Consider the following 26,299-nt stretch of genomic DNA (forward strand, 5'->3'; position numbering starts at 1 on the left):
CACTCTGTCGATACTAAGATTCAGCGGCCATGACCTATACCAGCTCTACCGTTCGCGTGCCCGATGTCGCGGCTGTCCCGCGTCATATCGCGATCATCATGGACGGCAATGGCCGTTGGGCAACGCAGCGGCGCCTGCCGCGCGTAGCGGGCCACACGCGCGGCGTCGATGCCGTGCGGGCAACGGTCGAAAGCTGTGCGCGCCAGGGCGTCCAGTTCGTGACGTTGTTTGCTTTCAGTTCCGAAAACTGGCGGCGTCCAACTGACGAAGTCTCGTTCCTCATGCGCCTGTTCGTCACGGCGCTCGAGCGGGAAGTCGGCAAGCTGCACGCAAACGGCATCCGTTTGCGGGTGGTGGGCGACACGTCCATGTTCGACGATCGCATCCGCGCGCTGATCCAGCGTGCCGAAACCAAGACGGCGCGCAACACGCGCCTGACGCTGACCATTGCGGCGAATTACGGTGGCCGCTGGGACATCATGCAGGCCGCCAGGAAGCTCGCCGAGCAGTCGGTGGAAGAAGGCCGCGTCGTTCCCGTCGACGAAGCGTCGTTCGAGCAGCATCTGGCCATGGCTTATGCGCCCGAGCCGGATCTCTTCATCCGCACGGGCGGGGAGCAGCGCATCAGCAACTTCCTGCTGTGGCAACTGGCCTACACCGAGTTCTATTTCACCGATACCTATTGGCCCGACTTCGACGCCGAGGCGCTCGCACGGGCGCTCGAGTCGTATGGCGAACGCGAACGCCGCTTCGGCCGCACCAGCGCGCAACTCGAACCGCAATCGCAGAAGGCCGATACCCTTTCATGCTAAAGACCCGTGTCATCACGGCAATCGTCTTGCTGGCAGTGCTCCTGCCAATCACGTTTTTCGCACCAGTGGGCGCTTTTGCGGCGCTGATCGCCGTAGTCGTGGTCTTCGCGGCCTGGGAATGGGCGCGGCTCCTCAAGCTGGGCGGCGGGACGCCGGTGGTGTACGCGGTGATCGCGGGCGTGGCGCTGGTCGCCAGCACGCGGCTCGGGCTCGGTTACCAACCCCTGTATCAGATGGCCGCGATCTTCTGGGTCCTGGCCGGACCATTTGCGCTCGCCCGCAAGCCGGTGCTTGCCGAAGGCGCGTGGCGCGTTTTCCTGTTGTTCGCGGGAATCGTGACGTTTGTGGCGTGCTGGCACGCTTTGGTTGCGGCTCGTACGGTAGGCGTAGCATTCGTGCTATCGCTTCTCCTAGTCGTATGGCTGGCCGACATTGGCGCATACTTCGCCGGAAAAGCGTTTGGCCGGCACAAGCTCGCGCCGTCCATCAGCCCGGGCAAGACCCGCGAAGGCGCGGCTGGCGGCTGGCTGGCGGTGATGGTCGTGGGTTCGGCGGCCGCTGCAACGATGGTTTTTGCGCCAACCCTTTATACGGCGCTCGTGGAGCATCTCGGCTGGCTCGGCGCGCTGGTGTCATTGACCGTGCTGACCGTGTTCAGCGTGATCGGCGATCTGTTCGAATCGCTGCTCAAGCGCCAGGCCGGTGTCAAGGATTCGAGCGGATTGCTCCCGGGACACGGCGGCGTGCTCGACCGGATTGACGCTCTCCTGCCGGTATTGCCGATCGCGCTGTTGTTGCTCGGATCGTTCGGCGGCTAGTTGGCCAGAAAGAGTGGCCACGTGTGCGGTCTTGCAGGTAGCCAAATGCGATGTAGCCAAATGCGCCAAATCGAAGCTAAATCGGCGGCCGGGTTGATCCGGCCAGCCCGCTAAAGAAGGATTTATGCAAAAACGTCTGACTCTGCTCGGCTCAACGGGCTCGATCGGCGAGAGCACGCTTGATGTCGTGGCGCGGCATCCCGACCGGTTCAAGGTCTACGCACTGAGCGCGCATCGCAACGGCGACAAGCTCGTCGATCAATGCCTGCAGTTCCAGCCGGAAGTCGCGGTCGTGGGCGACGCCGGCACCGCCGAGAAGGTCGCAGCCGCGCTGCGCGAGCAAGGTTGCAAGACCGAGGTGAGCTACGGCCGGCAGGCGCTCGTGGATGCATCGGAGAGTTCGGGTTGCGATACCGTGGTCGCCGCGATCGTCGGCGCCGCGGGGCTCGCGCCCACGCTGGCCGCAGCCCGTGCCGGCAAGCGCATCCTGCTGGCCAACAAGGAAGCGCTGGTCATGTCGGGGCAGATTTTTATTGATGCCGTGCGCGATCACGGCGCCGTCCTGCTGCCGGTGGACAGCGAGCATAACGCCGTGTTCCAGTGCCTGCCACGCGAAGTGGCGCTGCACGGCGGGGTATCGAAGATCATCTTGACGGCGTCGGGCGGACCGTTCCGCACGCGCGACCCGTCGTCGCTCAAGCATGTCACGCCCGACGAAGCCTGCAAGCATCCGAACTGGGCCATGGGCCGCAAGATTTCCGTCGATTCCGCGACCATGATGAACAAGGGTCTCGAAGTGATCGAGGCGCACTGGTTGTTCGACGTGCCGGGATCGCGCATCGAAGTGCTGATTCATCCGCAAAGCGTGATTCATTCGCTGGTGTCCTACGCCGATGGCTCGGTGCTCGCGCAACTCGGCAATCCCGACATGCGCACGCCGATCGCGCATGCGCTGGCGTTCCCGGATCGTGTCGATTCCGGCGTCGCACAACTGGATCTCGCGCAAATCGCCACACTCACCTTCGAGAAGCCCGACCTCAAGCGTTTTCCGTGTCTCGCGCTCGCGCTCAAGGCGCTGGAAGCCGGTGGCACGGCAAGCGCGGCGCTCAATGCTGCCAACGAAGTCGCGGTGGAGGCGTTCCTCACGCGCCGTATCGGCTTCATGGCGATTGGCGAAGTAGTCGAGCGCGTGCTGAACGCCATGCCGAACGGCAATGCATCGACGCTCGATGAAGTGCTCGCAGCCGACGCCGAAGCGCGCCGCCTCGCGGGCGAGTTCTCGGCCTTGCTGACCATGGACGCGCCGCAAGCAGAGCGCGTCCTGCATTGAGACGGACATGAACTTCCTGACTGAAATCGTTGCGTTTGTCGTGGCCATCGGCGTCTTGGTCGTCGTCCACGAATTTGGCCATTTCAGCGTCGCACGGCTGTGCGGCGTGAAGGTCCTGCGATTTTCGGTCGGCTTTGGCAAGCCGCTCGTGAAATGGGTCAGCAAGACCACTGGCACCGAGTGGACGATCTCGGCGTTGCCGCTTGGCGGCTACGTGAAGATGCTCGACGAACGGGAGTCGGACGCGACCATTCCCGAAGCCGATCTGCCGCACGCGTTCAACCGCCAGTCCGTGTTCAAGCGCATCGCGATTGTTGCGGCGGGCCCGGTCTTCAACTTCATTCTCGCCATTCTTCTGTTTGCTGGCGTGTTCGCCGCAGGCGTGTCCGAGCCGGCGGCGATCCTCGCCACGCCGGCAGCCGGCACCGTGGCCGCGAAAGCCGGCTTCGAAGGCGGCGAGACAGTCGTTTCGATGCGCGACATGACGCCCGGCGGCGGTGCGACTGGTGACACGTTGCCGATCCGGTCATGGTCCGACCTGCGCTGGAAGCTGCTCGATGCATCGTTCGACCAGCGCCGCGTCGTGCTCGCGGCCAAGACGAGCGAAGGTACGTTCGATTTTCCTGTGACGGTGGGCAAGGTCGACGACCAGGACATCGATCAGGACTTCATGGACAAGCTCGGCTTCGAACCGGGCGGCGGCACGTTATCGGTGGCGGGCGTGGAAGCGGGTAGCGCGGCCGCGAAAGCGGGTCTTCAGGCGGGCGATGTACTGCGCGCAATCGATGGCAAGAAGATCGACAACGCGATAGGCTTCATCGACTATGTCCAGCATCGTCCGGGGACGCCGGTTTCGTTGACGGTCGAGCGCAACGGCGCGCAGCGCGCCGTGCAGATCGTGCCGGAACTCAAGGCCGATGCAAGTACGAACCGCAACGTCGGCCGTATCGGCGCGTCGCTTGCCACGCGCATTCCTTCGGTCGATGTGCGCTACGGTCCCATCGAGAGCCTGCAGCTCGGCGTGAAACGCACCTGGGACATCAGCATCTATTCGCTGCGCATGTTCGGCCGGATGATCACGGGCGAAGCCTCGCTCAAGAATCTTTCGGGTCCCGTGACAATCGCGGACTATGCAGGCAAAAGCGCGCGCCTTGGCTTGTCAGCGTTTCTGTCCTTCCTGGCACTCGTGAGTATTAGCCTCGGAGTGTTGAACTTGTTACCGATTCCGGTTCTTGACGGTGGGCATCTGTTATATTATTTGGTTGAAGCCGCAACTGGCAAAGCCGTGTCTGATCGCTGGCAAATGGTTTTGCAGCGAGCGGGTCTTGTCTGCATCGTTGCCTTGTCGGCGATTGCACTCTTTAACGACCTCGCTCGGTTGATTCGCTTTTGATCCGGTTTCCGATTCACATTGATCCTTTTCATCTTGTCCGGCGGCGCTTGAACGAACGCGGTCCGGCTAGATGCAGCTATACACACTGGGGAAGCACGTTGTTCAAACCTCATCGCTTTGTTCCTAAGTCGGCTGTGGCCGCAGCATTGGCCGCTACCGGCATGGCGGCGCACGCGACAACGCCGTTTGTCGTGCAGGACATCCGGATTGACGGCCTTCAGCGCATCGAACCCGGCTCGGTTTTCGCCTACTTACCCATCAAGCAGGGCGACACGTTCACCGACGACAAAGCCTCCGAAGCGATTCGGGCGCTTTACGCAACGGGCTTCTTCAACGACGTCCAGGTTGCAACACAGGGCAACGTGGTGGTCGTGCAGGTGCAGGAACGTCCGGCTATCTCGCAGATCGATTTCTCCGGCATCCACGAGTTCGAAAAAGACAACCTGATCAAGGCACTGCGCTCGGTCGGCTTGTCGCAAGGCCGCTCGTACGACAAGGCGCTCGTTGACAAAGCTGAACAGGAACTCAAGCGCCAGTATCTGACGCGCGGTTTCTATGCAGCGGAAGTCACGACCACGGTCACGCCGGTCGACCGCAACCGTGTGCAGATCTTGTTTTCGGTGGCTGAAGGTCCGAGCGCGAAGATCCGCCAGATCAACTTCATCGGCAACAAGGCGATCAGCACGAGCACGCTGCGCGACGAGATGCAGCTGTCCACGCCGAACTGGTTCTCGTGGTACACGAAGAACGACTTGTACGCGAAGGAAAAGCTCACGGGCGACCTCGAAAACGTACGTTCGTACTACCTGAATCGCGGTTATCTCGAGTTCAACATCGACTCGACGCAGGTGTCGATCTCGCCGGACAAGAAGGACATGTATCTCACGGTTTCGCTGCACGAAGGCGAGCCTTACAAGATCAGCGCCATCCAGCTTTCGGGCAATCTGCTCGACCGTCAGGCCGAGTTGAACAAGCTCGTCAAGATCAAACCAGGCGATCGTTTCTCGGCTGAGAAGCTGCAGGCGACCACCAAGGCGATCGTCGACAAGCTGGGCGAATACGGTTATGCGTTCGCCCAGGTCAATGCCCAGCCGCAGATCAATCAGGCCAATCACACCGTCGACCTGACGCTCAACGTGGATCCGAGCCGCCGCGTGTATGTGCGCCGCGTGAACATCGTCGGCAATACGCGCACGCGTGACGAAGTCGTGCGCCGCGAAATGCGTCAGCTCGAAAGCTCGTGGTTCGACTCGAGCCGCCTTGCGCTCTCGAAGGACCGCGTGAACCGTCTCGGTTACTTTACCGACGTCGATGTGACGACCACGCCTGTCGAAGGCACGAACGACCAGGTGGACGTGGACGTGAAGGTCGCTGAAAAGCCGACTGGCGCCATTACGCTCGGCGCCGGTTTCTCATCGACGGACAAGGTCGTGCTGTCGGCCGGCGTGTCGCAGGACAACGTGTTCGGTTCGGGTACCAGCCTTTCGGTCAACGTCAATACGGCCAAGACGTATCGAACGTTGACGGTGACGCAGGTCGATCCGTACTTCACCATCGACGGTATCAAGCGTATTACCGACTTGTACTACCGCACGTATCAGCCGCTGTATTACTCGACCGATTCGAGCTTCAAGATCGTGACGATTGGTGGCGACCTGAAGTTCGGCATTCCGTTCTCCGAGCAGGACACGGTCTACTTCGGCGCGGGCCTCGAGCAGAACACGCTGGATGTGGATGCATCGACGCCGCAAAGCTACAAGGACTACGTCAACGAATTCGGCCGCGTCGTGAACAACGTGCCGGTGACGGTGGGCTGGTCGCGCGACAATCGGGACAGCGCGCTGGTCCCGAGCCGCGGGTACTACACGCAGACGAACGCCGAGTACGGCACGCCCGCGGGTAACACCACCTATGTCAAGGTGGACGCGCAGGCGCAGTATTACTATTCGTTCGCTCGCGGCTTCGTGCTGGGCCTGAACCTGCAAGGCGGATACGGTAAGGGCCTGAAGGGCCAGACGTACCCGATTTTCAAGAACTACTATGCAGGTGGTATTGGTTCGGTCCGGGGTTATGAACCAAGCTCGCTCGGTCCGCGCGACACAATCACGGGCGATCCGATCGGCGGTTCACGCATGGCGGTGGGTAACATCGAGTTGACGTTCCCGTTGCCGGGCACGGGTTACGACCGCACGTTGCGCGTGTTCACGTTCCTTGACGGTGGTAACGTCTGGGGCGATCCGGGTCAGGGCGGTACGACCACCGGCGCAAATGGCCTGCGATACGGTTATGGTGTGGGTCTGGCGTGGATCTCGCCAATTGGTCCGCTCAAGCTGAGCCTGGGTTTCCCGCTGCAGAAACATGAAGGCGACCAGTATCAGAAGTTCCAGTTCCAGATTGGTACGGCCTTCTAATACCGTGGGAACACTTTTCGCGACCCGGGTTGCGCTGCGGCGGAAACCGGGTCGAGACGAAATGGATTTCGCAGCAAACGTAAATCAAGCGACGTAAATAAGTAACGTGAGGAAGACTTTGCGAACCGGTAAGCTTTCGAAACATGTGGCACTGGCACTCCTGATGTCGGTGGCGTTCGGACTGACGGGCGTGGCTACCGCAGACGCGCAAGAGGCCCGGATTGCAGCCGTCAATTCCGATCGCATCCTGCGCGAGTCGGCGGCGGCCAAGGCGGCGCAGTCGAAGCTCGAACAAGAGTTTTCGAAGCGCGACAAGGCGTTGCAGGACATGGCCGCGCGTTTAAAGACCATGTCGGACGCCATGGACAAGAACGGCGCGGCCATGGCCCCGGCGGACCGTGCTGCCAAACAGCGTGACCTGTCGCAACTGGACCAGGATTTCCAGCGCAAGCAGCGCGAGTTTCGGGAAGACCTGAACCAGCGCCGCAACGAGGAACTCGCGGGTGTGCTTGACCGGGCCAACAAGGTCATCAAGCAGATTGCCGAGCAGCAGCATTACGACCTGATCGTGCAAGAAGCGGTGTATGTCAGTCCGCGTATCGATATCACGGATCAAGTGCTGAAGGCGTTGGCGGCGAATCAGTCGAGCCTGTCGACCAACCCGGGCGCCGGCACATCGAACTGATCGTCAAATAGTCAATCGAGTCACTGAATTTGCACTGATTTGGAGCGGTATAGCGGATGGCATCAAACAGCGCAATCACGTTAAGTGAGTTGACACAGCGCTTCGGCGGAGACATAGCGGGCGATGCCGGGCATCGCGTGAACGGCCTCGCGCCGCTCGATAAAGCAGGGCCCGAGCAACTAGCGTTTCTTGCGAACCAAAAGTATTTGTCGCAGGTTGAGAGTACACGCGCGGGAGCGGTGCTGATCTCGCCGGCCGATTTGGAAAAAGTGGCGTCGCCGGAAGGGCGCAACTTTATCGTCACACCGAATCCCTACGCTTATTTCGCCCGGGTGGCGCAGGTCTTCATCGACCTCGCGACGCCTCCGGTCGAACCGGGCGTACATTCCACGGCGTTTGTTCATCCAGCGGCGAAAGTCGCGGCGAGTGCTGTGATCGGGCCGCATGTGAGCGTGGAAGCGGGCGCGGTGATTGGCGAGCGCGTTAAGCTGGACGCGGGCGTTTCGATTGGACAGGGCGTCAGGCTCGCGGACGACGTGCATTTGTATCCTCACGTGACCGTCTATCATGGCTGCAAGCTTGGCGCGCGCGTGATCGTGCATGCGGGCGCGGTGATCGGAGCGGACGGCTTCGGTTTTGCGCCGGACTTCGTTGGCGACGGCGAAGCGCGCACTGGGAGCTGGGTGAAGATTCCGCAAGTCGGCGCGGTGGTTATCGCCAATGATGTGGAGATCGGCGCAAACACCACTATCGATCGTGGCGCAATGGCCGATACGATCATCGAAGAATCCGTGAAGATCGATAATCTGGTGCAGATCGGACATAACTGCCGGATCGGCGCTTATACGGTGATTGCGGGCTGCGCCGGCATTGCGGGCAGCACGAACATTGGGCGGCATTGCATGATCGGCGGCGCGGTGGGCATCGCCGGCCACGTCACGCTGGCGGACTACGTGATCGTCACGGCGCAGTCGGGCGTGTCGAAATCCCTGCTGAAACCCGGCATGTACACCAGCGCATTTCCCGCTGTGAATCATGCGGACTGGAACAAGAGCGCTGCCATTGTCCGGAATCTGGACAAGCTGCGCGAGCGTATCAAGACGCTGGAAACGGCGGCTGAGAAGCTTCAAGACAAGCCCTAAAGCGAGCCATACCACAAGCTGTACGGCGAGCCGTGGCGGCGAACTGGAAAGCACTTCGGACACACACCAAGACGGTAAAAACCGCCATCCCACGCGAAGTCGCCCGAGACGAAATCCACGAGCGCCTTCGCAGTCAACACCCGCGCTGTGAAGCGCGCGAGCAGAACGACTATGAGCACCGACAAAATCAATTTAGACATTCACAAGATCCTCACGCTGCTGCCGCATCGGTATCCGATCCTGCTCGTGGATCGCGTGCTCGAACTCACGCCGCACAAGAGCATCAAAGCGCTCAAGAACGTGTCGATCAACGAGCCCTATTTCCAGGGCCATTTCCCGACGCGACCGGTAATGCCTGGCGTGCTGATTCTCGAAGCGCTCGCACAGGCTGCGGCGCTGCTGACTTTTGTCGAAGATGGTGAAACAGCGCCGCATGATCCGGAAACGACGCTCTATTACTTCGTCGGTATCGACAAGGCGCGCTTCAAGCGCGTGGTCGAACCAGGCGATCAGTTGATCCTGAACGTGAATTTCGAGCGCTACATGCGCGGCATCTGGAAGTTCAGCGCGGTTGCTGAAGTCGACGGCGCGGTTGCAGCCGAGGCCGAGCTGATGTGCACGATCAAGAACACGGCTACCGAGCCAAAATGATGCCGGCCGCGCAATCAGTGCAAAAGGCGCCATCGGCGCGGCGAACAGGCAGCAGAACACATAGCGAGGGCGCATGAGCAAGATTCACCCTACCGCGATCATCGAACCGGGCGCGCAGCTCGACGAATCCGTCGAAGTCGGTCCGTACGCGATCGTAGGCTCGCACGTGCAGATCGGTGCACGTACGACCATTGGCTCGCATAGCGTGATTGAAGGCCATACGGTGCTCGGCAGCGATAACCGCATCGGCCATTACGCGTCGGTCGGCGGCCGGCCGCAGGACATGAAGTACAAGGACGAGCCCACGCGGCTCGTGATTGGCGATCGTAATACCATTCGCGAATTTACGACCATTCACACGGGCACGATGCAGGACACGGGCGTGACCACCATCGGTGACGACAACTGGGTCATGGCCTACGTGCACGTCGGTCACGACTGCCAGTTGGGCAGCAACATCATCATGTCGAGCAACGCGCAGCTTGCGGGCCACGTGATCATCGGCGATTACGCGATCGTCGGCGGCATGTCGGGCGTGCATCAGTTCGTGCGGATTGGCGCGCATTCCATGCTGGGCGGCGCTTCGGCGCTCGTGCAGGACATTCCCCCGTTCGTGATCGCGGCCGGAAACAAGGCCGAACCGCATGGCATCAACGTTGAAGGACTGCGTCGGCGCGGTTTTTCGGCCGAAGCCATCTCGGCGCTGCGCTCGGCGTATCGGCTGGTCTACAAGAGCGGCGCGACGCTCGAAGAAGCGAAGATGCAGTTGCGCGAACTCGCTTCCGCAGGCGGCGACGGCGATGCGCCGGTCACCGCTTTCGCTGATTTTATCGACGCGTCGCAGCGCGGCATCATCCGTTGACCGAGCGCCCGATGACGCTCACGCCCGCACCCTTGCGTGTTGCGATGGTCGCCGGCGAGCCGTCCGGTGACTTGCTGGCCGCGTCGCTGCTCGACGGCCTGAACGCGCGCTTGCCTGCGGGTACGCGGTTCAGCGGCATTGGGGGTCCGCGCATGACGGCCGCCGGTTTCGATGCCCACTGGCCCTTGGAGAAGCTGACCGTCCGCGGCTATGTGGAAGCGCTCAAGCACATTCCCGAGATCCTCGGCATTCGCAACGAGCTCAAGCGCCAGTTGCTTGCCGAGCCGCCATCTGTGTTTATCGGCGTGGATGCGCCTGATTTCAATTTTGGTCTCGAACACGCGTTGCGCGATGCCGGCATTCCGACCGTGCATTTCGTGTGTCCGTCGATCTGGGCGTGGCGCGGCGGGCGGATCAAGAAGATCGTCAAAGCCGTCGATCACATGCTGTGCGTGTTTCCGTTTGAACCGGCGCTGATGGAAAAGGCGGGCATAGCGTCCACTTATGTGGGCCATCCGCTTGCCGACGAAATCCCGCTCGTCCCCGACGTCGATGCCGCCCGCCGCGAACTGGGTCTGACCGTGGGTGGTCCGATCATCGCCGTGTTGCCAGGTAGCCGGCGCTCGGAGATTACGCTGATCGGCCCGACGTTTTTCGATGCAATGGCGCTGATGCAGCAACGCGAACCCGGCGTGCGATTCGTGATGCCGGCGGCGACCGCCGCGTTGCGCGAACTGCTGCAACCGCTCGTGGCGGCGCATCCGGATCTGGCGTTGACCATCACGGAAGGCAAGGCCCAGGTCGCGATGACAGCCGCCGACGCCATCCTGGTCAAGAGCGGCACGGTGACGCTCGAAGCGGCATTGCTGAAAAAGCCGATGGTGATCTCGTACAAGGTGCCCTGGCTGACTGGCCAGATCATGCAGCGCCAGGGTTATCTGCCGTATGTCGGCTTGCCGAATATTCTGGCGGGGCGTTTTGTCGTGCCGGAGATCCTGCAGCATTTCGCCACGCCCGAAGCGCTCGCCGATGCAACGCTCAAGCAGTTGAACGACAACGCAAACCGCGCGACACTCACAGAAATCTTCACCGAAATGCATCATGTATTGCGTCAGAATACGGCGCAACGGGCGTCGGAGGCTGTGGCGCAGGTGCTGGAAACGAGGAGGCCGCGGTAATGGCTAAGATCGTCGTAAAGGGCGTGGTCAGGCGCGCGAATCAGCCGGAGTTCGACTTCGATTCCCCGTCCGACATCATTTGCGGTGTCGACGAAGCCGGCCGTGGTCCGCTCGCCGGCCCGGTGGTTGCGGCGGCAGTGATCTTCGATCCGTCGAAACCGAAGATTCGCGGCCTCGATGACTCGAAAGTGCTGAGTGCCAAGAAGCGCGAGGAGTTGTACGAGAAGATCATCGATCGCGCGCTGGCGTATTGCGTGGCATCGGCGAGTGTCGAGGAAATCGACACCATCAACATTCTGCACGCCGCCATGCTCGCCATGAAACGCGCGGTCGAAGGGCTGTCGGTCACGCCGACGGTCGCGAAGATCGATGGCAACCGGTGCCCGACTTTGTCGATGCGTTCCGTTGCCGTCATCGGCGGCGACGCGCTGATTGCGCAGATATCGGCGGCATCGATTCTGGCCAAGGTCACGCGTGACCGCATGCTGCTCCAATTGCACGATACACACCCCGTGTACGGCTTCAATGCTCACGCCGGGTACGGCACGCCGCAGCATCTGAAGGCGCTGCTCGACCATGGGCCTTGCGAGCATCATCGGCGTTCTTTTGCGCCTGTGCGCGAAGCGCATGCGCGATTTGGCGTGGTGCTGCCACCCGTCGCGCCGGAGTTGCTCGCGGCAGCCGCTGCTGCGGCGGCCAGTGCCGAGCCAGGTATCGACGCACCTCCGTTTTAAATCCAAGTGAAATCCATAACCTCGCGGGACAACCCGCTTTACAAGCGGTTGAAGGCGCTCGCCGGGTCGACGGCGCAGCAGCGCCGCAGCGGCCATGCGCTGCTGGAAGGCCTGCATCTCGCCGATGCCTATCTGCAAGCGGCCGGACAGCCCGAGACTTGCGTGGTGACCGAAGGCGCGTTGCAGCACGATGAAGCGCGCGAGATCGTTGCCCGCATCGATCCCACACGGGTCCATACGTTGCCCGATGCCTTGTTCGGGCAATTGTCGGGTGTCGTGCACGGCGTGGGCATGGTGTTGCTGGTTGACCGGATTGCGCCGGTTTTGCCTGTGCGTGTGGATCAAACCTGCATCGTGCTCGATGGGGTTCAGGATGCCGGAAATGTCGGTTCCATCTTGCGGAGCGCGGCGGCGGCGGGGATCCAGCACGTGTTCTGTGCGCCGGGAACGGTGTACGCATGGTCGTCGAAGGTCTTGCGCGCCGGCATGGGCGCGCATTTCCTGCTGAACGTCTATGAGGATGTCGAGGCAGCGGATCTGCGGTCGCGGCTCGAACCCGAAGTGCGGGTTACCATCACCGATTCGCACGGCGCGAAGGCGCTCTACGACACCGATTTGTCCGGCCCGCTGGCCTGGGTGATGGGCAATGAAGGCGCGGGCGTTTCGACGTTCTGGCGCGATCATGCGGCGTTGCGCGTGACGATCCCACAGCCCGGTGGCATGGAGTCGCTGAATGTGGCGGCGGCTGCGGCGGTGTGCATCTTCGAGCAGTGCCGGCAGCGACGCGTATAAAAAAAGCCGTTTCAACGCAGGTTGAAACGGCTTTTTGCTGAAGGTCGCCGCCTGCTAATAATACGAAGGCCGCTCCAGGCGAATCTCCTGCAAGATCGTGGTGGCGATTTCCTCGATCGACTTGTGCGTCGATGACAACCACTTGACGCCTTCGCGCTTCATCATCGCTTCGGCTTCGTTGATTTCGTAGCGGCAATTTTCCAGCGCGGCGTACTTGCTTCCCGGGCGGCGCTCGTTGCGGATCTCGGCCAGCCGCTGCGGATCGATCGACAAACCAAACATCTTTTCCCGATACGGCAGCAAAGGCGTCGGCAACCGGCCGCGCTCGAAGTCTTCCGGGATCAGCGGATAGTTGGCCGCTTTCACGCCGTACTGCATTGCCAGGTACAAGGAGGTCGGCGTCTTGCCGCTGCGCGATACGCCGACCAGGATGACATCGGCATCTTCCAGGTTGCGGTTCGACTGGCCATCGTCATGCGCGAGCGAAAAGTTGATCGCCTCGATCCGGTTCTTGTACTCGTCCGTGTCGGCGTTCTGGTGAACGCGGCCCATTGCATGCGTGGACTTGATGTCGAGTTCGATTTCCAACGGCTCGATGAACGTCTGGAACATGTTCAGCACCAGCGCGTTCGAACGCTGCACGATCTCGTTGGACTCGCTGTCGACCAGCGTGGTGAATACGATCGGACGGCGGCCATCGAGGGAAACAGCCTCGTTGATCTTCGCGATGGTCGCATGCGCCTTGTCCGTGGAGTCGACGAACGGCACGCGCACGAGCCGGAACTTTTGATCGAACTGGGAGAGGATCGAGTGCGCGAAGGTTTCGGCAGTGATCCCGGTGCCATCTGAAACGATAAATACGGTTGGCGGCATCGGCGTGGTGAGCGTTGAATGACGTGAAAGAATGAGGCGATTATCGCCGATGTGCGTCGCCACACGTAACACGTGTGAAGGGTCTCATTGCGCAGCGGATTTATGCCCCGCAATAGAACATTTCGAGAGCCATCACGGTAGAATAGCGGCAACCTGTTCGATAAGCAATTGCGAACGTTCTGCCCGAGAATTGCACGAAGTTACGTATAGATCGCGTGTTCTGGGCGAAATTGTTCGGTTTTCAAAGCAAATTTGATTGGTGGCGGCGAGTTCGGCCGAACCGTCATCGTGGCTCAGGAAGTCTTATGCGGTTGCTTATCAAACAGGTTATGCAGGTTGCGGTACGCGTTGCCAATCAACGCGGCCGCATCGAGCCCACTTGCATGATCGTGAATTCCATCCACCTTAGGGGCTTGTATGACTAACGAAGCTAACGTTGCAAAGGACCAGGCGTATGTAGTTCCATTCGAGCAGTTGCGAATGACCGACGTCGACATTGTCGGCGGCAAGAATGCCTCACTCGGCGAAATGATCAGCCAGCTCGCCGAAGCCGGCGTGCAGGTGCCGACTGGTTTTGCGACCACGGCGCAGGCATTTCGCGACTTCCTGCATCACAACGACCTGACTGAGCGCATCGCCAAACGTCTTGAACTCTTCGACGTAGACGATGTAAAAGCCTTGGCTGAAGCAGGCAAGGAGATTCGTCAATGGATCGTCGACGCGCCAATGCAGCCGCGCCTCGAAGAACTGATCCGCAAAGGCTTCGACACACTTCAGGCGAGCTCCCCGGAAGAACTGTCGTTTGCCGTGCGATCGTCGGCGACCGCCGAAGACTTGCCGGACGCATCGTTCGCAGGTCAGCAGGAAAGCTATCTGAACGTGGTCGGCATCGACGAAGTGCTCGATCGCATGAAGCACGTGTTCGCATCGCTGTATAACGACCGTGCCATTTCGTACCGCGTGCACAAGGGTTTCACGCATGCTGAAGTGGCGTTGTCGGCAGGCGTGCAGCGCATGGTTCGCTCGGACGTGGGCGCAGCCGGCGTGATGTTCACGCTCGATACCGAGTCGGGTTTCAAGGACGCCGTGTTCATCACGTCGAGCTACGGTCTTGGCGAAACGGTCGTGCAGGGCGCCGTGAATCCGGACGAGTTCTACGTCTTCAAGACCACGCTCGAACAGGGCAAGTACCCGATCATCCGCCGCTCGATTGGCTCGAAGCTCATCAAGATGGAATTCACGAAGGCCGGTGAAGCCGGTCGCGTGAAGACGGTCGACGTATCGCACGAGCAGCGCAACCGTTTTTCCATCACCGACGAAGACGTGATCCAGCTCGCGAAGTACGCGGTGATCATCGAAAAGCATTATCAGCGTCCAATGGATATCGAGTGGGGCAAGGACGGCCGCGACGGCAAGATCTTCATCCTGCAGGCACGTCCTGAAACGGTGAAGAGCCAGAACGCGGGCAAGGCTGAAATGCGCTTCAAGTTGAAGGGCCAGTCGAACGTGCTCGCAACGGGTCGGGCCATCGGCCAGAAGATCGGCGCGGGTCCCGTGCGCGTGATTCACGATCCGTCCGAGATGGATCGCGTCCAGCCCGGCGACGTGCTGGTGGCGGACATGACCGACCCGAACTGGGAACCGGTGATGAAGCGTGCATCGGCGATCGTGACGAATCGCGGCGGACGCACGTGTCACGCGGCCATCATCGCGCGTGAGCTGGGTGTGCCGGCAGTCGTCGGTTGCGGCGATGCTACCGATCTCCTGAAAGAAGGCCAGTTGGTGACGGTGTCGTGCGCGGAAGGCGACGAAGGCAAGATCTACGACGGCCTGCTGGAAACCGAAATAACCGAAGTCGAGCGCGGCGAATTGCCCGAGATTCCGGTCAAGATCATGATGAACGTCGGCAACCCGCAACTGGCTTTCGACTTCTCGCATCTGCCTAACGCAGGCGTGGGCCTGGCGCGGCTCGAGTTCATCATCAACAACAACATCGGCGTGCATCCGAAGGCGATTCTCGAGTATCCGAATATCGATGCCGATTTGAAGAAAGCTGTGGAAAGCGTCGCACGCGGTCATGCATCGCCGCGTGCGTTTTATGTCGACAAGCTGACGGAAGGCATCGCGACGATTGCCGCGGCGTTCTATCCGAAGCCGGTGATCGTGCGCCTGTCCGACTTCAAGTCGAACGAGTACAAGAAGCTGATCGGCGGTTCGCGTTACGAGCCGGACGAAGAAAACCCGATGCTCGGCTTCCGTGGCGCTTCGCGTTATATCTCGGAGGACTTCGCTGAAGCCTTCCAGATGGAATGCATTGCGCTGAAGAAGGTGCGCGAAGAGATGGGCCTCGACAACGTCGAGATCATGGTGCCGTTCGTGCGGACCTTGAAGCAGGCCGAGAAGGTTGTTGGACTGCTGGAGAAGTTCGGTCTCAAGCGCGGCGTGAACGGCCTGCGCCTGATCATGATGTGCGAGATTCCGTCGAACGCGATCCTTGCTGAAGAGTTCCTTGAATTCTTCGACGGCTTCTCGATCGGATCGAACGACCTGACGCAGCTCACGCTGGGCCTGGACCGCGATTCGGGCATGGAGTTGCTCGCAGTCGATTTCGATGAACGCGATCCCGCTGTGCAGTTCATGCTGAAGCGCGCTATCGAAACATGTTTGCGGCTGAACAAGTACGTGGGTATCTGTGGTCAGGGTCCTTCGGATCATCCGGACCTTGCTGAATGGCTTGCGAAGGAAGGCATCGCGTCGATGTCGCTCAATCCGGATACGATCATCGACACGTGGAAGACGCTTGCGAAGGCGTTGAACAAGTAAGGCTGCAGGCAGGTCGCGCGATCGGCAAGAAGGCTTCTTATCAAGCTTTCAAAACCGTAAGCGTGCTATAACACCCCGGACACCATCCGGGGTGTTTTTGTTTGGAGCGGGTCAGGAGGTAGGCAATGGCTGCTAACGGATTTTTCTGGTGGATCGGCGCCGGCGCGCTCGTCTTGCTCGAGTTGATGTCGGGCACGTTTTATCTATTGATGATCGCGCTTGGATTTGTGGCGGGCGGGATCGCGCATCTGGTGGGAGCGGGACTTGAGATCGAATTGCTCGTGGCCGCGCTGGTCGCGGTGATCGCGGGAGCCGTGTTGCGGCGTTCGAAGCTCGGGCGTCCTGCGCGCCGGGACGCATCGCATGATCCGGGCGTGAACCTGGACATTGGCGAGACGTTGAAGGTCAACGAATGGCACGAAGGCCGCGCGCGGGCGATGTATCGCGGCGCCGAGTGGGATATAGAACTGGCGCCGGGGGAAACGGAAGGTGCGCAGCTCTACAGGATCACGGCGTTTTCCGGCAACACACTGGTTGTGGCTGCCAAGCGCTGAGATGTTGGACCGGGGTTCAAGCCTTTATCAGCAGGACATGCATTGTTAAGGAGTGGAGATGGACGTGACTATCATCGGGGCAATTTTGTTGATCATCGTTATTGCGATTGCTGCGCAGACGATCAAGATCGTGCCGCAGCAACATGCCTGGGTGCTCGAGCGGCTGGGGCGTTATCACGCGACGTTGACGCCGGGCATGACGATCGTGCTGCCGTTTATCGATCGGGTGGCCTACAAGCACGTGCTCAAGGAGATCCCGCTTGAAGTGCCGAGCCAGGTTTGTATCACGCGCGACAACACGCAGCTTCAGGTGGATGGCGTGCTGTATTTTCAGGTCACCGACGCCATGAAGGCATCGTACGGATCGAGCAACTTCATCTATGCCATCACGCAGTTGTCGCAGACCACGCTGCGTTCGGTCATCGGCAAGCTGGAACTCGACAAGACCTTTGAAGAGCGCGACTACATCAACCACAGTATTGTCACGTCGCTCGATCAGGCAGCCGCAAACTGGGGCGTAAAGGTGCTGCGTTACGAGATCAAGGATTTGACCCCGCCCAAGGAGATTCTCCACGCAATGCAGGCGCAAATCACGGCGGAACGTGAGAAGCGGGCGGTGATCGCTGCGTCCGAAGGTCGCAAGCAGGAGCAGATCAACATTGCCTGGGGCGCGCGCGAAGCGGCCATTCACAAGTCCGAAGGCGAGCGCCAGGCGCAGATCAACCAGGCAGAAGGCGAGGCTTCGGCAATCCTGGCGGTGGCCGTTGCAAATGCTCAGGCGATCGAGAAAATCGGTGCGGCGATCCAGACGGCGGGCGGCATGGAAGCGGTGAACCTGAAGGTCGCCGAGCAATACGTCACCGCGTTCGGAAACATTGCGAAGCAGGGCAATACGCTGATCGTGCCGGGGAATTTATCGGAGATGAGTTCCATGATCGCGTCCGCGCTGACCATCATCAAGGGCGATGCCGCGCCGGGTAGCGTGATCCGCAAAAGCTGATTTTTACTGTGGCTGAATGCAAAAGGGCGTCGACTCAACCAGTCGACGCCCTTTTTGTTTTGCCATACTGACAGCCATGCGCACGCCCTCGATCAATGCTTGGCGCCGCGCATGATTTGCGCTTTTTCGCGTTCCCAGTCGCGCTTCTTCTCGGTTTCGCGCTTGTCGTGGAGCTTCTTGCCCTTGGCAAGCCCGATTTCGCACTTCACGCGGCCGCCTTTGTAGTGAAAGTTCAGCGGCACGAGCGTGTGGCCTTTTTGCTCGACCTTGCTGATGAGCTTGGAAATTTCTTCGCTATGCAGCAGCAGCTTGCGCGTGCGGACCGGATCCGGATGGATGTGGGTCGAGGCTTCGGGCAATGGGCTGATATGCGCGCCGATCAGGAACAGCTCGTTGTCACGAATGATGACGTAGCCTTCCTTGATCTGGCCGCGGCCAGCCCGGAGGGCCTTGACTTCCCACCCTTCCAGCACGAGCCCCGCCTCGTAGCGATCTTCGATGAAGTAATCGAAGAAGGCTTTTCTGTTGTCGATGATGCTCATGAATGAAAAGTGCCCAACTCGTTTAAAATCCTGATTTTAGCAGCGCGGGCCCGGTAAAGCCCGCAAAGCTTCCCACTCTTGCCACGCGTTGCGCCCTTTATGGCAGATGTTCAGAAAACTGTATTGATCCGACATTCTGCTGAGCAGATGTTCGACCTCGTCACCGATGTCCCCGATTACCCGAATTTCTTGCCCTGGTGTGGCGGCGTGGAGGTAGGCCGCCACGACGAGCACAGCATGGAAGCGAAGATCCACATCAATTTCAAGGGTATCAAGCAGCATTTCGCGACGCGTAACGTGCAAACGCGCCCGACCAGTATCGATATGGAGTTCCTCGACGGGCCTTTCAAGAAGTTCACCGGATATTGGCGCTTCACGCCGTTGCGGGCGGACGCCTGCAAGATCGAGTTCGCGCTGCACTACGAATTTTCGAACATCATTCTCGAGAAGATCATCGGGCCTGTTTTCAGTCACATTGCGCACACGTTCGTGGATTCGTTCGTGAAGCGCGCCGACCAGCGGTATGGGAAGTGACGAACCTTTCCATTGAGGTTTGCTACGCGTTGCCGGACGGCAAGGGGGCGGTATGCGCGCTTTCGCTGGCTGAGGGCGTGACGGTGCAGGAGGCTATCGATGCGAGCGGGCTGCTGGCCCGTTTTCCGGAGATCGATCTCGGGGTGCTGAAAGTTGGTGTCTTCGGGAAAATTCAATCGTTGGATGTCGTGCTTGCGGATCTTGATCGTGTGGAGATTTATCGGCCGCTGAAGGTCGATCCCAAGGTCGCGCGGCAACGGCGGGTTGAAAAGACACGACGCGGCGGATCCATAGAAGGGCGGCGCTGGACGCGAAAGGAAGCCCGCTGAGCGCAGCGCGTCATCTCGGGTCTTCCGCAAAACCGAACTTCGATCGAACCTGAGTCGAGCGAAAAAGTGAAAAGGCGGCGTGAGTGCCGAGGCCCATAAATTGCACTGCAGAGGTCAAACGCGACCTAAGCCGCTGTTCGGGCAGTGAAAATCCGGGGAACTATCGGTATAATTCGGTTTTGCGCCCATAGGATTTGCCATGCGTCTGATCCAGAAAGCACTCACGTTCGATGACGTGCTCCTCGTGCCCGCGTTTTCCAACGTGCTCCCGCGCGACACCAGCCTGAAAACTCAGGTAACCCGCAAGATTTCCCTGAATATGCCCCTGTTGTCCGCTGCCATGGACACAGTCACCGAAGGCCGGCTCGCAATCGCGATGGCCCAGCTCGGCGGCGTCGGCATCATCCACAAGAATCTCACATCAGCCGAACAGGCCCGCGAAGTCGCGAAGGTAAAGCGTTTCGAATCCGGCGTCGTGCGCGATCCGATCACCGTTCCGCCGCAAATGAAAGTGCGCGATGTGATCGCCTTGACGCAACAGCACGGCATTTCCGGTTTCCCGGTGGTCGAAGGGCCGCAGTTGATCGGTATTGTGACAAACCGGGATTTGCGCTTCGAAGAACGTCTCGACGACGAAGTGCGCAAGATCATGACGCCGCGCGAGCGGCTCGTGACGGTCAAGGAAGGCACGCCGCTCGCAGAAGCCAAGGCGCTGATGCACAGCCATCGGCTGGAGCGGGTGCTGGTCGTCAACGACGCGTTTGAATTGCGCGGCCTGATGACGGTCAAGGACATCACCAAGCAAACCGAACACCCGGACGCCTGTAAAGACGAACACGGCAAGCTGCGCGCCGGCGCGGCAGTCGGTGTCGGTCCGGAAAACGAAGAACGCGTGGATCTGCTGTCGGCGGCGGGCGTGGACGTGATCGTAGTCGACACGGCGCACGGCCATAGCCAGGGCGTGCTCGAACGCGTGCGCTGGGTGAAGCAGAACTATCCGCACATTGAAGTGATTGGCGGGAATATCGCCACGGCCGCGGCGGCCAAGGCGCTCGTGGAATACGGCGCGGACGGCGTGAAGGTGGGTATCGGCCCGGGGTCGATCTGCACCACGCGAATCGTGGCCGGCGTCGGCGTGCCGCAGATCACGGCGGTGGCGAATGTATCGGATGCATTGCGCGGTTCGGGCGTGCCGGTGATTTCGGACGGCGGAGTGCGTTTTTCCGGCGATGTCAGCAAGGCGCTTGCCGCCGGCGCGGACGCCGTGATGATGGGCAGCATGCTGGCTGGCACGGAAGAGTCCCCGGGCGACGTGTTCCTGTTCCAGGGTCGCCAGTACAAGGCGTATCGCGGCATGGGTTCGGTCGGCGCGATGAAGGACGGCGCGGCGGATCGCTACTTCCAGGACAACTCGGCGAACATCGACAAGCTGGTGCCCGAAGGGATCGAAGGGCGGGTCGCCTATAAGGGCTCGGTCAATGCGATCCTGTTCCAGGTCATTGGCGGCGTGCGGGCGAGCATGGGATATTGCGGTTGCCGCAATATCGGCGAAATGCACGACAAGGCCGAGTTTGTCCAGATCACGGGCGCCGGCATGCGCGAGTCGCACGTGCACGACGTCCAGATCACGAAGGAAGCCCCCAACTACCACGTGGACTGACCATGAAACCGCTGCTGCGCGTTGTACTTGTCGTCAATGCACTGATCTTCCTCGCGTTTGGCGTGCTGTTTTTGCTGAGCCCATGGGGATCCTTGTGGGAATCGATGCATCTCGTGCGCGTGCAGCCGCCTCTGATCGGCCAGTTGCTGGGTGTGGCGCTGATCGGGTTTGCGTGGCTCGGGTTTCACGCGGCCATCGATGGCGCTCTCACTGCGACCGCGGCGAGGGTTTCAGGGCATGTGGAGTGGTTGTCGGGCCTGATACTGATTGTGTGGCTCGGGCTCCGGATGTCGGACGTGACCGGCTTCGGGCAGTTGCTCGGCGCGCTGATCGGCGCCGCGTTGCTGATATTGGGGCTTGGCAGCGTCCGGCTCTCCGGCGCCGTGCGGCGGCGTGAACGCGCGGCGATTGCCGGTGCGGCTGCTGCCGAGCGTGCCGAGAAGCAGGCAGCGAAGACGCGTGCTGAAGAGCGTGCTGCGGGCACGCCCGTTCGGCCGCCCATGACGTCGGATCCCGTTGCGCCGGCAAACCCGCGCTGGGACACGGAGCCTGTCGTGGGTGAAGCGGTGCGGCCGTCTTCGTCAGCCCGGCCTGCGGCGAATGCAGCGTTTGATCCGGCCACGGGACATGCCATCGGTCCGGCCACGGGCCGTTCGCTCGATCCTGTGACCGGCCGCGCGTTCGAGCCGGTAAGCAGCGGTCACAAGATCGATCCCGAGACCGGCCGGGCAATCGACCCGGTGACCGGACAAGCCATCGATCCGGTGACGGGCGCCACGATTCGCCGCGATCCGCATTGAACGTCGTGAGCGGCAACTGTGCCGCTCCAAGTGTTTCCAAAGACGAGCGGCGTCAGACGCCGGCCGTTGATATTTCTGCGCGACGCGACGCGCGGGACACCGTTCCCGCCGCTTCGCGTTTCTGTTTTGCCAACCGTTTCCGCTCACTCGCCTTCTGGCCGCTGCCATGCACGACAAGATCCTGATTCTCGATTTCGGCTCCCAAGTCACCCAACTGATTGCGCGGCGCATCCGCGAATCGCACGTGTATTCGGAGATCCATCCGTACGACGTCGATGAAGCGTTCATTCGCGAGTTCGCGCCGAAGGGCATCATCTTGTCGGGCGGACCCAACTCTGTGACCGAGCTGAATTCGCCGCGCGCCCCGCAAGTCGTGTTCGATCTCGGTGTGCCGGTCCTCGGCATTTGCTACGGCATGCAGACCATGGCCGAACAGCTCGGCGGCAAGGTCGAACTCGGCAATGTGCGCGAATTCGGCTATGCGGAAGTGCGTGCGCATAACCATACGAGTTTTCTGAACGGCATCGAAGATTTCCAGACGGCCGAAGGTCACGGCATGCTCAAAGTGTGGATGAGCCACGGCGACAAGGTGGCCGACATGCCTTTGGGATTCAAGCTGATGGCATCGACGCCGGCTTGCCCGATCGCGGCCATGGCCGACGACGAGCGCCATTTCTACGGCCTGCAGTGGCATCCGGAAGTCACGCATACGGTGCAGGGCCGCGCGATGCTCGATCGCTTCGTGCTGGAACTGTGCGCAGCGCGGCCGGATTGGGAGATGGGTCATTACATCGATGAAGCCGTCGAGAAGATCCGCGCCCAGGTCGGCGACGAACACGTGATCCTCGGGTTGTCGGGCGGCGTGGATTCGTCGGTGGCCGCGGCGCTGTTGCATCGCGCGATTGGCGCGCAACTGACGTGCGTGTTCGTCGATCACGGCTTGTTGCGGTTGAACGAGGCCGAGCAGGTCATGACGACGTTCGCCGATCACCTTGGCGTGAAGGTGATTCACGTCGATGCCAGCGAAGTGTTCTTGTCGAAGCTTGCCGGTGTCAACGATCCCGAAGCGAAGCGGAAGATCATTGGTGCTGAGTTCGTGGAAGTGTTCCAGACGGAAGCAAACAAGCTGAAAGATGCAAAGTGGCTCGCGCAGGGGACGATTTATCCCGACGTGATCGAGTCGGCGGGCAAGGGCAAGAAGGGTCACACGATCAAGAGCCATCACAACGTGGGTGGTTTGCCGGAGACGTTGAACCTGAAGCTGCTGGAGCCGTTGCGCGAGTTGTTCAAGGATGAGGTGCGCGAGCTGGGCGTGAAGCTTGGACTGCCGCCAGCGATGGTTTATCGGCATCCGTTCCCGGGTCCGGGGCTGGGTGTGCGGATTCTTGGCGAAGTGAAGCGCGAGTTCGCGGATCTGTTGCGTCACGCGGATGCGATTTTTATCGAAACGTTGAGGAATACGTTCGATAAGGAATCGGGCCAGTCATGGTATGAGCTGACGAGCCAGGCTTTCGCGGTGTTCCTGCCGGTGAAAAGCGTCGGCGTGATGGGCGATGGGCGCACCTATGAGTATGTGGTCGCCTTGCGCGCCGTGCAGACGCTGGACTTCATGACCGCGCAATGGGCGCATCTGCCTCATGAGCTGCTCGGGCATGTTTCGAACCGGATCATCAATGAGGTTCGCGGGATCAATCGCGTTGTTTATGATATTTCGGGGAAACCGCCGGCGACGATTGAGTGGGAGTGAGCTTCGAAGTTTTCAGCAGCATCTCTTTCGCCATAAAGTGGAATGGACACCTATAGAAGTTAGGCTGCAGCTTTAGTCTATCGTTTGGCTATAACGCGCGACGCCCCCCGGCATCGCGCGCAGTCCCATCTCACTGCTTATCCGGCAACGCATAAGCCATCACGTAATCGCCCAGCTTGGTCCCGAACGACCCATGACCACCAGCCGCGATGACCACGTACTGCTTACCACCGGCCTCATACGTCATCGGCGTCGCCTGGCCTCCCGCAGGCAGGCGAGCTTCCCATAGCTGCTCGCCGGTATCGGTATTGAACGCGCGCAGATAGTTGTCCGCCGTCGCCCCGATAAAGAACACGTGACCCGCCGTCGTGACTGGACCGCCGAGCATCGGCATGCCCATCTTGAACGGGATCGGGATGGGCGAGCTGTCACGCGTCGTGCCGATGCGCTTCTTCCAGATCACCGCATTCGTGCCCAGATCGACCGCCGATACATAACCCCACGCAGGTTGCTTGCACGGCAATCCCAACGGTGACAGGAACGGGTTCAGCGTCACTCCAAACGGCACGCCATATTGCGGCTGGACGCCGGTTTCGGTGCCCGTACCACTCTGGCCGGAGGCGGGAGGCTCTATCGGATTTTTAGGCCCGCGTGGAATGAGCCGCGAGACGAAAGGCAGCGCGATCGGATTGGCGATAGCGATGCGCCGGTCTGTATCGATGGCAAGTCCGCCCCACTCGAACATGCCGAGATTCCCAGGAAACACCAGCGTTCCTTGCTCAGAAGGCGGCGTGAACGGTCCTTCATAACGCAAACGATGGAACATCACGCGGCACACGAGTTGGTCGAACATCGTCGCGCCCCACATGTCCGCGCCGGTCAGGTTCTTCTTCGGCCTGAACGTGAGATCGGAGAATGGCTGGGTCGGCGACACGTGATCACCCGTAGCCGCGCCTTGCGGCACCGGTTGCTCCGGTGCGGGCACGATCAGCTTGCCGGTGCGCCGGTCGAGCACGAAGATGTTGCCCGTCTTGGCCGGCGCATAGATCGCGGGGATGATGTTGCCGCTGCTGTCCTTGATGTCGGCGATGGTCGGCTGCGCCGGCAGGTCCATGTCCCACAAGTCGTGGTGGACGGTTTGATAGAACCAGGCAAGCTTGCCTGTCGTTGCATTCAGCGCAAGCAGTCCGCTCGCGTAGCGCTCCTGATCAGGCGTGCGATGGCCGCCCCAGATGTCGGGGGTCGTTACGCCCATCGGCAGATAGATGAGATCGAGTTTCGGATCGTAGGCTGAGGGAGCCCATGAGTTCGGCGAGTTCATCGTGTAACTATGCTGGTCGCCAGGAATTGCGTTGGGGTTGGACGCGCCGGGATCGAACGCCCAAAGAAGTTTGCCCGTGTCCACATCGAATCCGCGTATCACGCCGGACGGCTCGCGCGTTCCATAGTTGTCGGTGACGGCACCCGCAACGACGATGACCTTCGATGTAATGATCGGCGGCGACGTGGGCTCATACTGACCAGGGGTCTTGACCGGCTGCAGATGCTGCAGATCGAGCACGCCGTTTTCGGCGAAGGTGGCACAGCGCTGACCGGTGGCGGCATCGAGTTCGAACAGGCGGCCATCGTTCACCGGGAGGATGATCCGGCGCGAGCACGCGGGCAGGGCCGCTGCGCTGCTGGTCTCGCGCGCCTGCGATGCGGCGGCGGTCTCGTGGTAGGAGACGCCTCTGCATGTTACGTGCTGGAAGCTGGGATCAGGCTTGAGGTCCGGGTTGAAACGCCATTTCTCCTTGCCTGTCGCTCCATCCAGCGCGATCGCAATCTGATGGGGCGTGCAGAAGAACAGCGTTCCATCGACTGCCAGCGGTGTCACTTCGTTGGTTATCTCGACCGGATCGTTCGGCCCTTTCATGTCGCCGGTGCGAAACGTCCAGGCCTCTTTCAAGGTGCCCGTGTTCTTGCTGTTGATCTGCGTGAGCGGCGAATATCGCGTTCCAGCTTGTGTATTGCCGTAGGCGAGCCAATCGCCCGGCCGGGAGGCGGCCGCTGCCGGCGCGCTGTCTGCCTGCGCCTGCACGGTGCCGTCGATTTCCTGCGGATCGTTGAACGCGGCATATGCAAGGGCGATGCCGCTAAGCACCACCGCTGCAGCGAGCGTCAGGCCGCCTTTCTTTACGGGCGTCGCAAACAGGCGATAGGTGAATGGAAGCAACAGCCAGACGCCGGCGATAACCAGTACGTCCAGGCGCGGCGCCAGCGCCCAAAAGTCGAACCCCGCCTCGATGACCGCCCATATCAATGTGCCAAAGAGCAGCAGCGCATAAAGATAAAGCGCCGATGTGCTTCGTCGCCAGACGAGATAAGCGACCGCCAGCATGAAAAGTCCGGCGATCACGTAATAAGGCGACCCTCCGATTGCGATCAGCCAGATACCCATTGCCACGAGGTAAATCCCCGACAGCAACAAAAACGCAATGGTGAGCCACTTTACGATGGGAGATGACGCGACAGGGGATCGCGCTGCCGGAGAGTTCGTGTTCATTTACGCACCTCGGGTTGTAGCCTCTAGCGGTTCTTGGCAGAACGGTGCCAAGGAAATTGCATGACGGGAAGGGTAACCGGTGTG

The 26,299-nt window shown here is 60.7% G+C and carries 24 protein-coding genes; 20 read left to right on the forward strand and 4 right to left on the reverse strand.

All coding sequences use genetic code 11. The features are described from left to right. The first annotated feature begins 29 nt into the window (after positions 1-29). The 7 genes from uppS to lpxD all read left to right on the forward strand — a co-directional run bounded on the left by uppS (position 30) and on the right by lpxD (position 8,591). Positions 30-812, forward strand: coding sequence for a polyprenyl diphosphate synthase (uppS, locus tag AX768_RS05770; protein ID WP_061999154.1), 783 nt, complete (start codon positions 30-32; stop codon positions 810-812). Next, on the forward strand, positions 806-1,630 hold the full coding sequence (locus tag AX768_RS05775; protein ID WP_061999155.1) for a phosphatidate cytidylyltransferase: 825 nt from the start codon (positions 806-808) through the stop codon (positions 1,628-1,630). The genes uppS and AX768_RS05775 overlap by 7 nt, the downstream gene beginning before the upstream one ends. Positions 1,631-1,754: 124 nt before the next feature. After that, complete coding sequence (locus AX768_RS05780; protein ID WP_061999156.1) at positions 1,755-2,960, forward strand: 1-deoxy-D-xylulose-5-phosphate reductoisomerase; 1,206 nt, start codon at positions 1,755-1,757, stop codon at positions 2,958-2,960. A 7-nt stretch (positions 2,961-2,967) separates the two neighbouring features. After that, positions 2,968-4,353 (forward strand): RIP metalloprotease RseP, encoded by a 1,386-nt coding sequence (gene rseP / locus AX768_RS05785; protein ID WP_061999157.1) that lies wholly within the window; start codon positions 2,968-2,970, stop codon positions 4,351-4,353. Between the two features lie 98 nt (positions 4,354-4,451). Beyond that, complete coding sequence (gene bamA, locus AX768_RS05790; protein WP_062000809.1) at positions 4,452-6,764, forward strand: outer membrane protein assembly factor BamA; 2,313 nt, start codon at positions 4,452-4,454, stop codon at positions 6,762-6,764. 163 nt (positions 6,765-6,927) lie between these two features. Next, a complete protein-coding gene (locus AX768_RS05795; protein WP_061999158.1) occupies positions 6,928-7,449 on the forward strand; it encodes an OmpH family outer membrane protein in 522 nt (173 codons plus the stop codon). Between the two features lie 56 nt (positions 7,450-7,505). Continuing rightward, positions 7,506-8,591 carry a UDP-3-O-(3-hydroxymyristoyl)glucosamine N-acyltransferase gene (gene lpxD, locus AX768_RS05800; protein ID WP_061999159.1) on the forward strand — a complete coding sequence of 362 codons (1,086 nt, stop codon included), beginning with the start codon at positions 7,506-7,508 and terminating at the stop codon, positions 8,589-8,591. Here the strand turns inward: lpxD and AX768_RS32630 are convergent. Next, positions 8,588-8,791, reverse strand: coding sequence for a hypothetical protein (locus AX768_RS32630; protein WP_143325676.1), 204 nt, complete (start codon positions 8,789-8,791; stop codon positions 8,588-8,590). The genes lpxD and AX768_RS32630 overlap by 4 nt on opposite strands. On the opposite strand from AX768_RS32630, the gene fabZ reads away from it, so the two are divergent. The 5 genes from fabZ (at position 8,763) to AX768_RS05825 (ending at position 12,808) form a co-directional block, all read left to right on the forward strand. Beyond that, positions 8,763-9,242 (forward strand): 3-hydroxyacyl-ACP dehydratase FabZ, encoded by a 480-nt coding sequence (fabZ, locus tag AX768_RS05805; protein ID WP_061999160.1) that lies wholly within the window; start codon positions 8,763-8,765, stop codon positions 9,240-9,242. The genes AX768_RS32630 and fabZ overlap by 29 nt on opposite strands. A 73-nt stretch (positions 9,243-9,315) precedes the next feature. Further along, a complete protein-coding gene (lpxA, locus tag AX768_RS05810) occupies positions 9,316-10,104 on the forward strand; it encodes an acyl-ACP--UDP-N-acetylglucosamine O-acyltransferase (RefSeq protein WP_061999161.1) in 789 nt (262 codons plus the stop codon). Positions 10,105-10,115: 11 nt separating this feature from the next. Beyond that, positions 10,116-11,282 (forward strand): lipid-A-disaccharide synthase, encoded by a 1,167-nt coding sequence (lpxB, locus tag AX768_RS05815; protein WP_062000810.1) that lies wholly within the window; start codon positions 10,116-10,118, stop codon positions 11,280-11,282. After that, positions 11,282-12,016 carry a ribonuclease HII gene (rnhB, locus tag AX768_RS05820; RefSeq protein WP_061999162.1) on the forward strand — a complete coding sequence of 245 codons (735 nt, stop codon included), beginning with the start codon at positions 11,282-11,284 and terminating at the stop codon, positions 12,014-12,016. Before lpxB ends, rnhB begins: the two co-directional genes overlap by 1 nt. A 6-nt stretch (positions 12,017-12,022) precedes the next feature. Beyond that, a complete protein-coding gene (locus tag AX768_RS05825) occupies positions 12,023-12,808 on the forward strand; it encodes a TrmH family RNA methyltransferase (protein WP_061999163.1) in 786 nt (261 codons plus the stop codon). A gap of 54 nt (positions 12,809-12,862) precedes the next feature. Here the strand turns inward: AX768_RS05825 and ppsR are convergent, their stop codons facing one another. Further along, positions 12,863-13,681 carry a posphoenolpyruvate synthetase regulatory kinase/phosphorylase PpsR gene (gene ppsR, locus AX768_RS05830; RefSeq protein WP_062000811.1) on the reverse strand — a complete coding sequence of 273 codons (819 nt, stop codon included), beginning with the start codon at positions 13,679-13,681 and terminating at the stop codon, positions 12,863-12,865. Positions 13,682-14,098: 417 nt separating this feature from the next. Between ppsR and ppsA the strand changes: the two genes are divergently transcribed. From ppsA to AX768_RS05845, 3 genes are all read left to right on the forward strand, one after another. Further along, on the forward strand, positions 14,099-16,504 hold the full coding sequence (gene ppsA, locus AX768_RS05835) for a phosphoenolpyruvate synthase (RefSeq protein WP_061999164.1): 2,406 nt from the start codon (positions 14,099-14,101) through the stop codon (positions 16,502-16,504). A gap of 125 nt (positions 16,505-16,629) precedes the next feature. Then, positions 16,630-17,058 carry an NfeD family protein gene (locus AX768_RS05840; RefSeq protein WP_061999165.1) on the forward strand — a complete coding sequence of 143 codons (429 nt, stop codon included), beginning with the start codon at positions 16,630-16,632 and terminating at the stop codon, positions 17,056-17,058. 58 nt (positions 17,059-17,116) lie between these two features. Next, positions 17,117-18,058 (forward strand): SPFH domain-containing protein, encoded by a 942-nt coding sequence (locus AX768_RS05845; protein WP_061999166.1) that lies wholly within the window; start codon positions 17,117-17,119, stop codon positions 18,056-18,058. 92 nt (positions 18,059-18,150) lie between these two features. On the opposite strand, the gene smpB is transcribed toward AX768_RS05845, so the two are convergent. Continuing rightward, positions 18,151-18,600, reverse strand: a complete 450-nt coding sequence (gene smpB / locus AX768_RS05850) for an SsrA-binding protein SmpB (protein WP_061999167.1) — start codon at positions 18,598-18,600, stop codon at positions 18,151-18,153. Positions 18,601-18,699: 99 nt separating this feature from the next. Between smpB and AX768_RS05855 the strand changes: the two genes are divergently transcribed. The 5 genes from AX768_RS05855 (at position 18,700) to guaA (ending at position 23,670) form a co-directional block, all read left to right on the forward strand. After that, complete coding sequence (locus AX768_RS05855) at positions 18,700-19,134, forward strand: type II toxin-antitoxin system RatA family toxin (RefSeq protein WP_061999168.1); 435 nt, start codon at positions 18,700-18,702, stop codon at positions 19,132-19,134. Then, positions 19,131-19,463 carry an RnfH family protein gene (locus AX768_RS05860; RefSeq protein WP_061999169.1) on the forward strand — a complete coding sequence of 111 codons (333 nt, stop codon included), beginning with the start codon at positions 19,131-19,133 and terminating at the stop codon, positions 19,461-19,463. Before AX768_RS05855 ends, AX768_RS05860 begins: the two co-directional genes overlap by 4 nt. 199 nt (positions 19,464-19,662) lie before the next feature. Next, positions 19,663-21,123 (forward strand): IMP dehydrogenase, encoded by a 1,461-nt coding sequence (guaB, locus tag AX768_RS05865; RefSeq protein ID WP_061999170.1) that lies wholly within the window; start codon positions 19,663-19,665, stop codon positions 21,121-21,123. Positions 21,124-21,125: 2 nt separating this feature from the next. Further along, positions 21,126-21,923, forward strand: coding sequence for a hypothetical protein (locus AX768_RS05870; protein WP_061999171.1), 798 nt, complete (start codon positions 21,126-21,128; stop codon positions 21,921-21,923). A gap of 166 nt (positions 21,924-22,089) precedes the next feature. Then, the gene (gene guaA / locus AX768_RS05875) at positions 22,090-23,670 is read left to right on the forward strand and encodes a glutamine-hydrolyzing GMP synthase (RefSeq protein ID WP_061999172.1); all 1,581 of its coding nucleotides are present in this window, start codon (positions 22,090-22,092) and stop codon (positions 23,668-23,670) included. Positions 23,671-23,800: 130 nt separating this feature from the next. Here the strand turns inward: guaA and AX768_RS05880 are convergent, their stop codons facing one another. Further along, positions 23,801-26,215 (reverse strand): glucose/quinate/shikimate family membrane-bound PQQ-dependent dehydrogenase, encoded by a 2,415-nt coding sequence (locus AX768_RS05880; RefSeq protein WP_061999173.1) that lies wholly within the window; start codon positions 26,213-26,215, stop codon positions 23,801-23,803. Positions 26,216-26,299 lie beyond the last annotated feature (84 nt).

The sequence above is a fragment of the Burkholderia sp. PAMC 28687 genome (assembly GCF_001577465.1).
Lineage (GTDB): Bacteria > Pseudomonadota > Gammaproteobacteria > Burkholderiales > Burkholderiaceae > Caballeronia.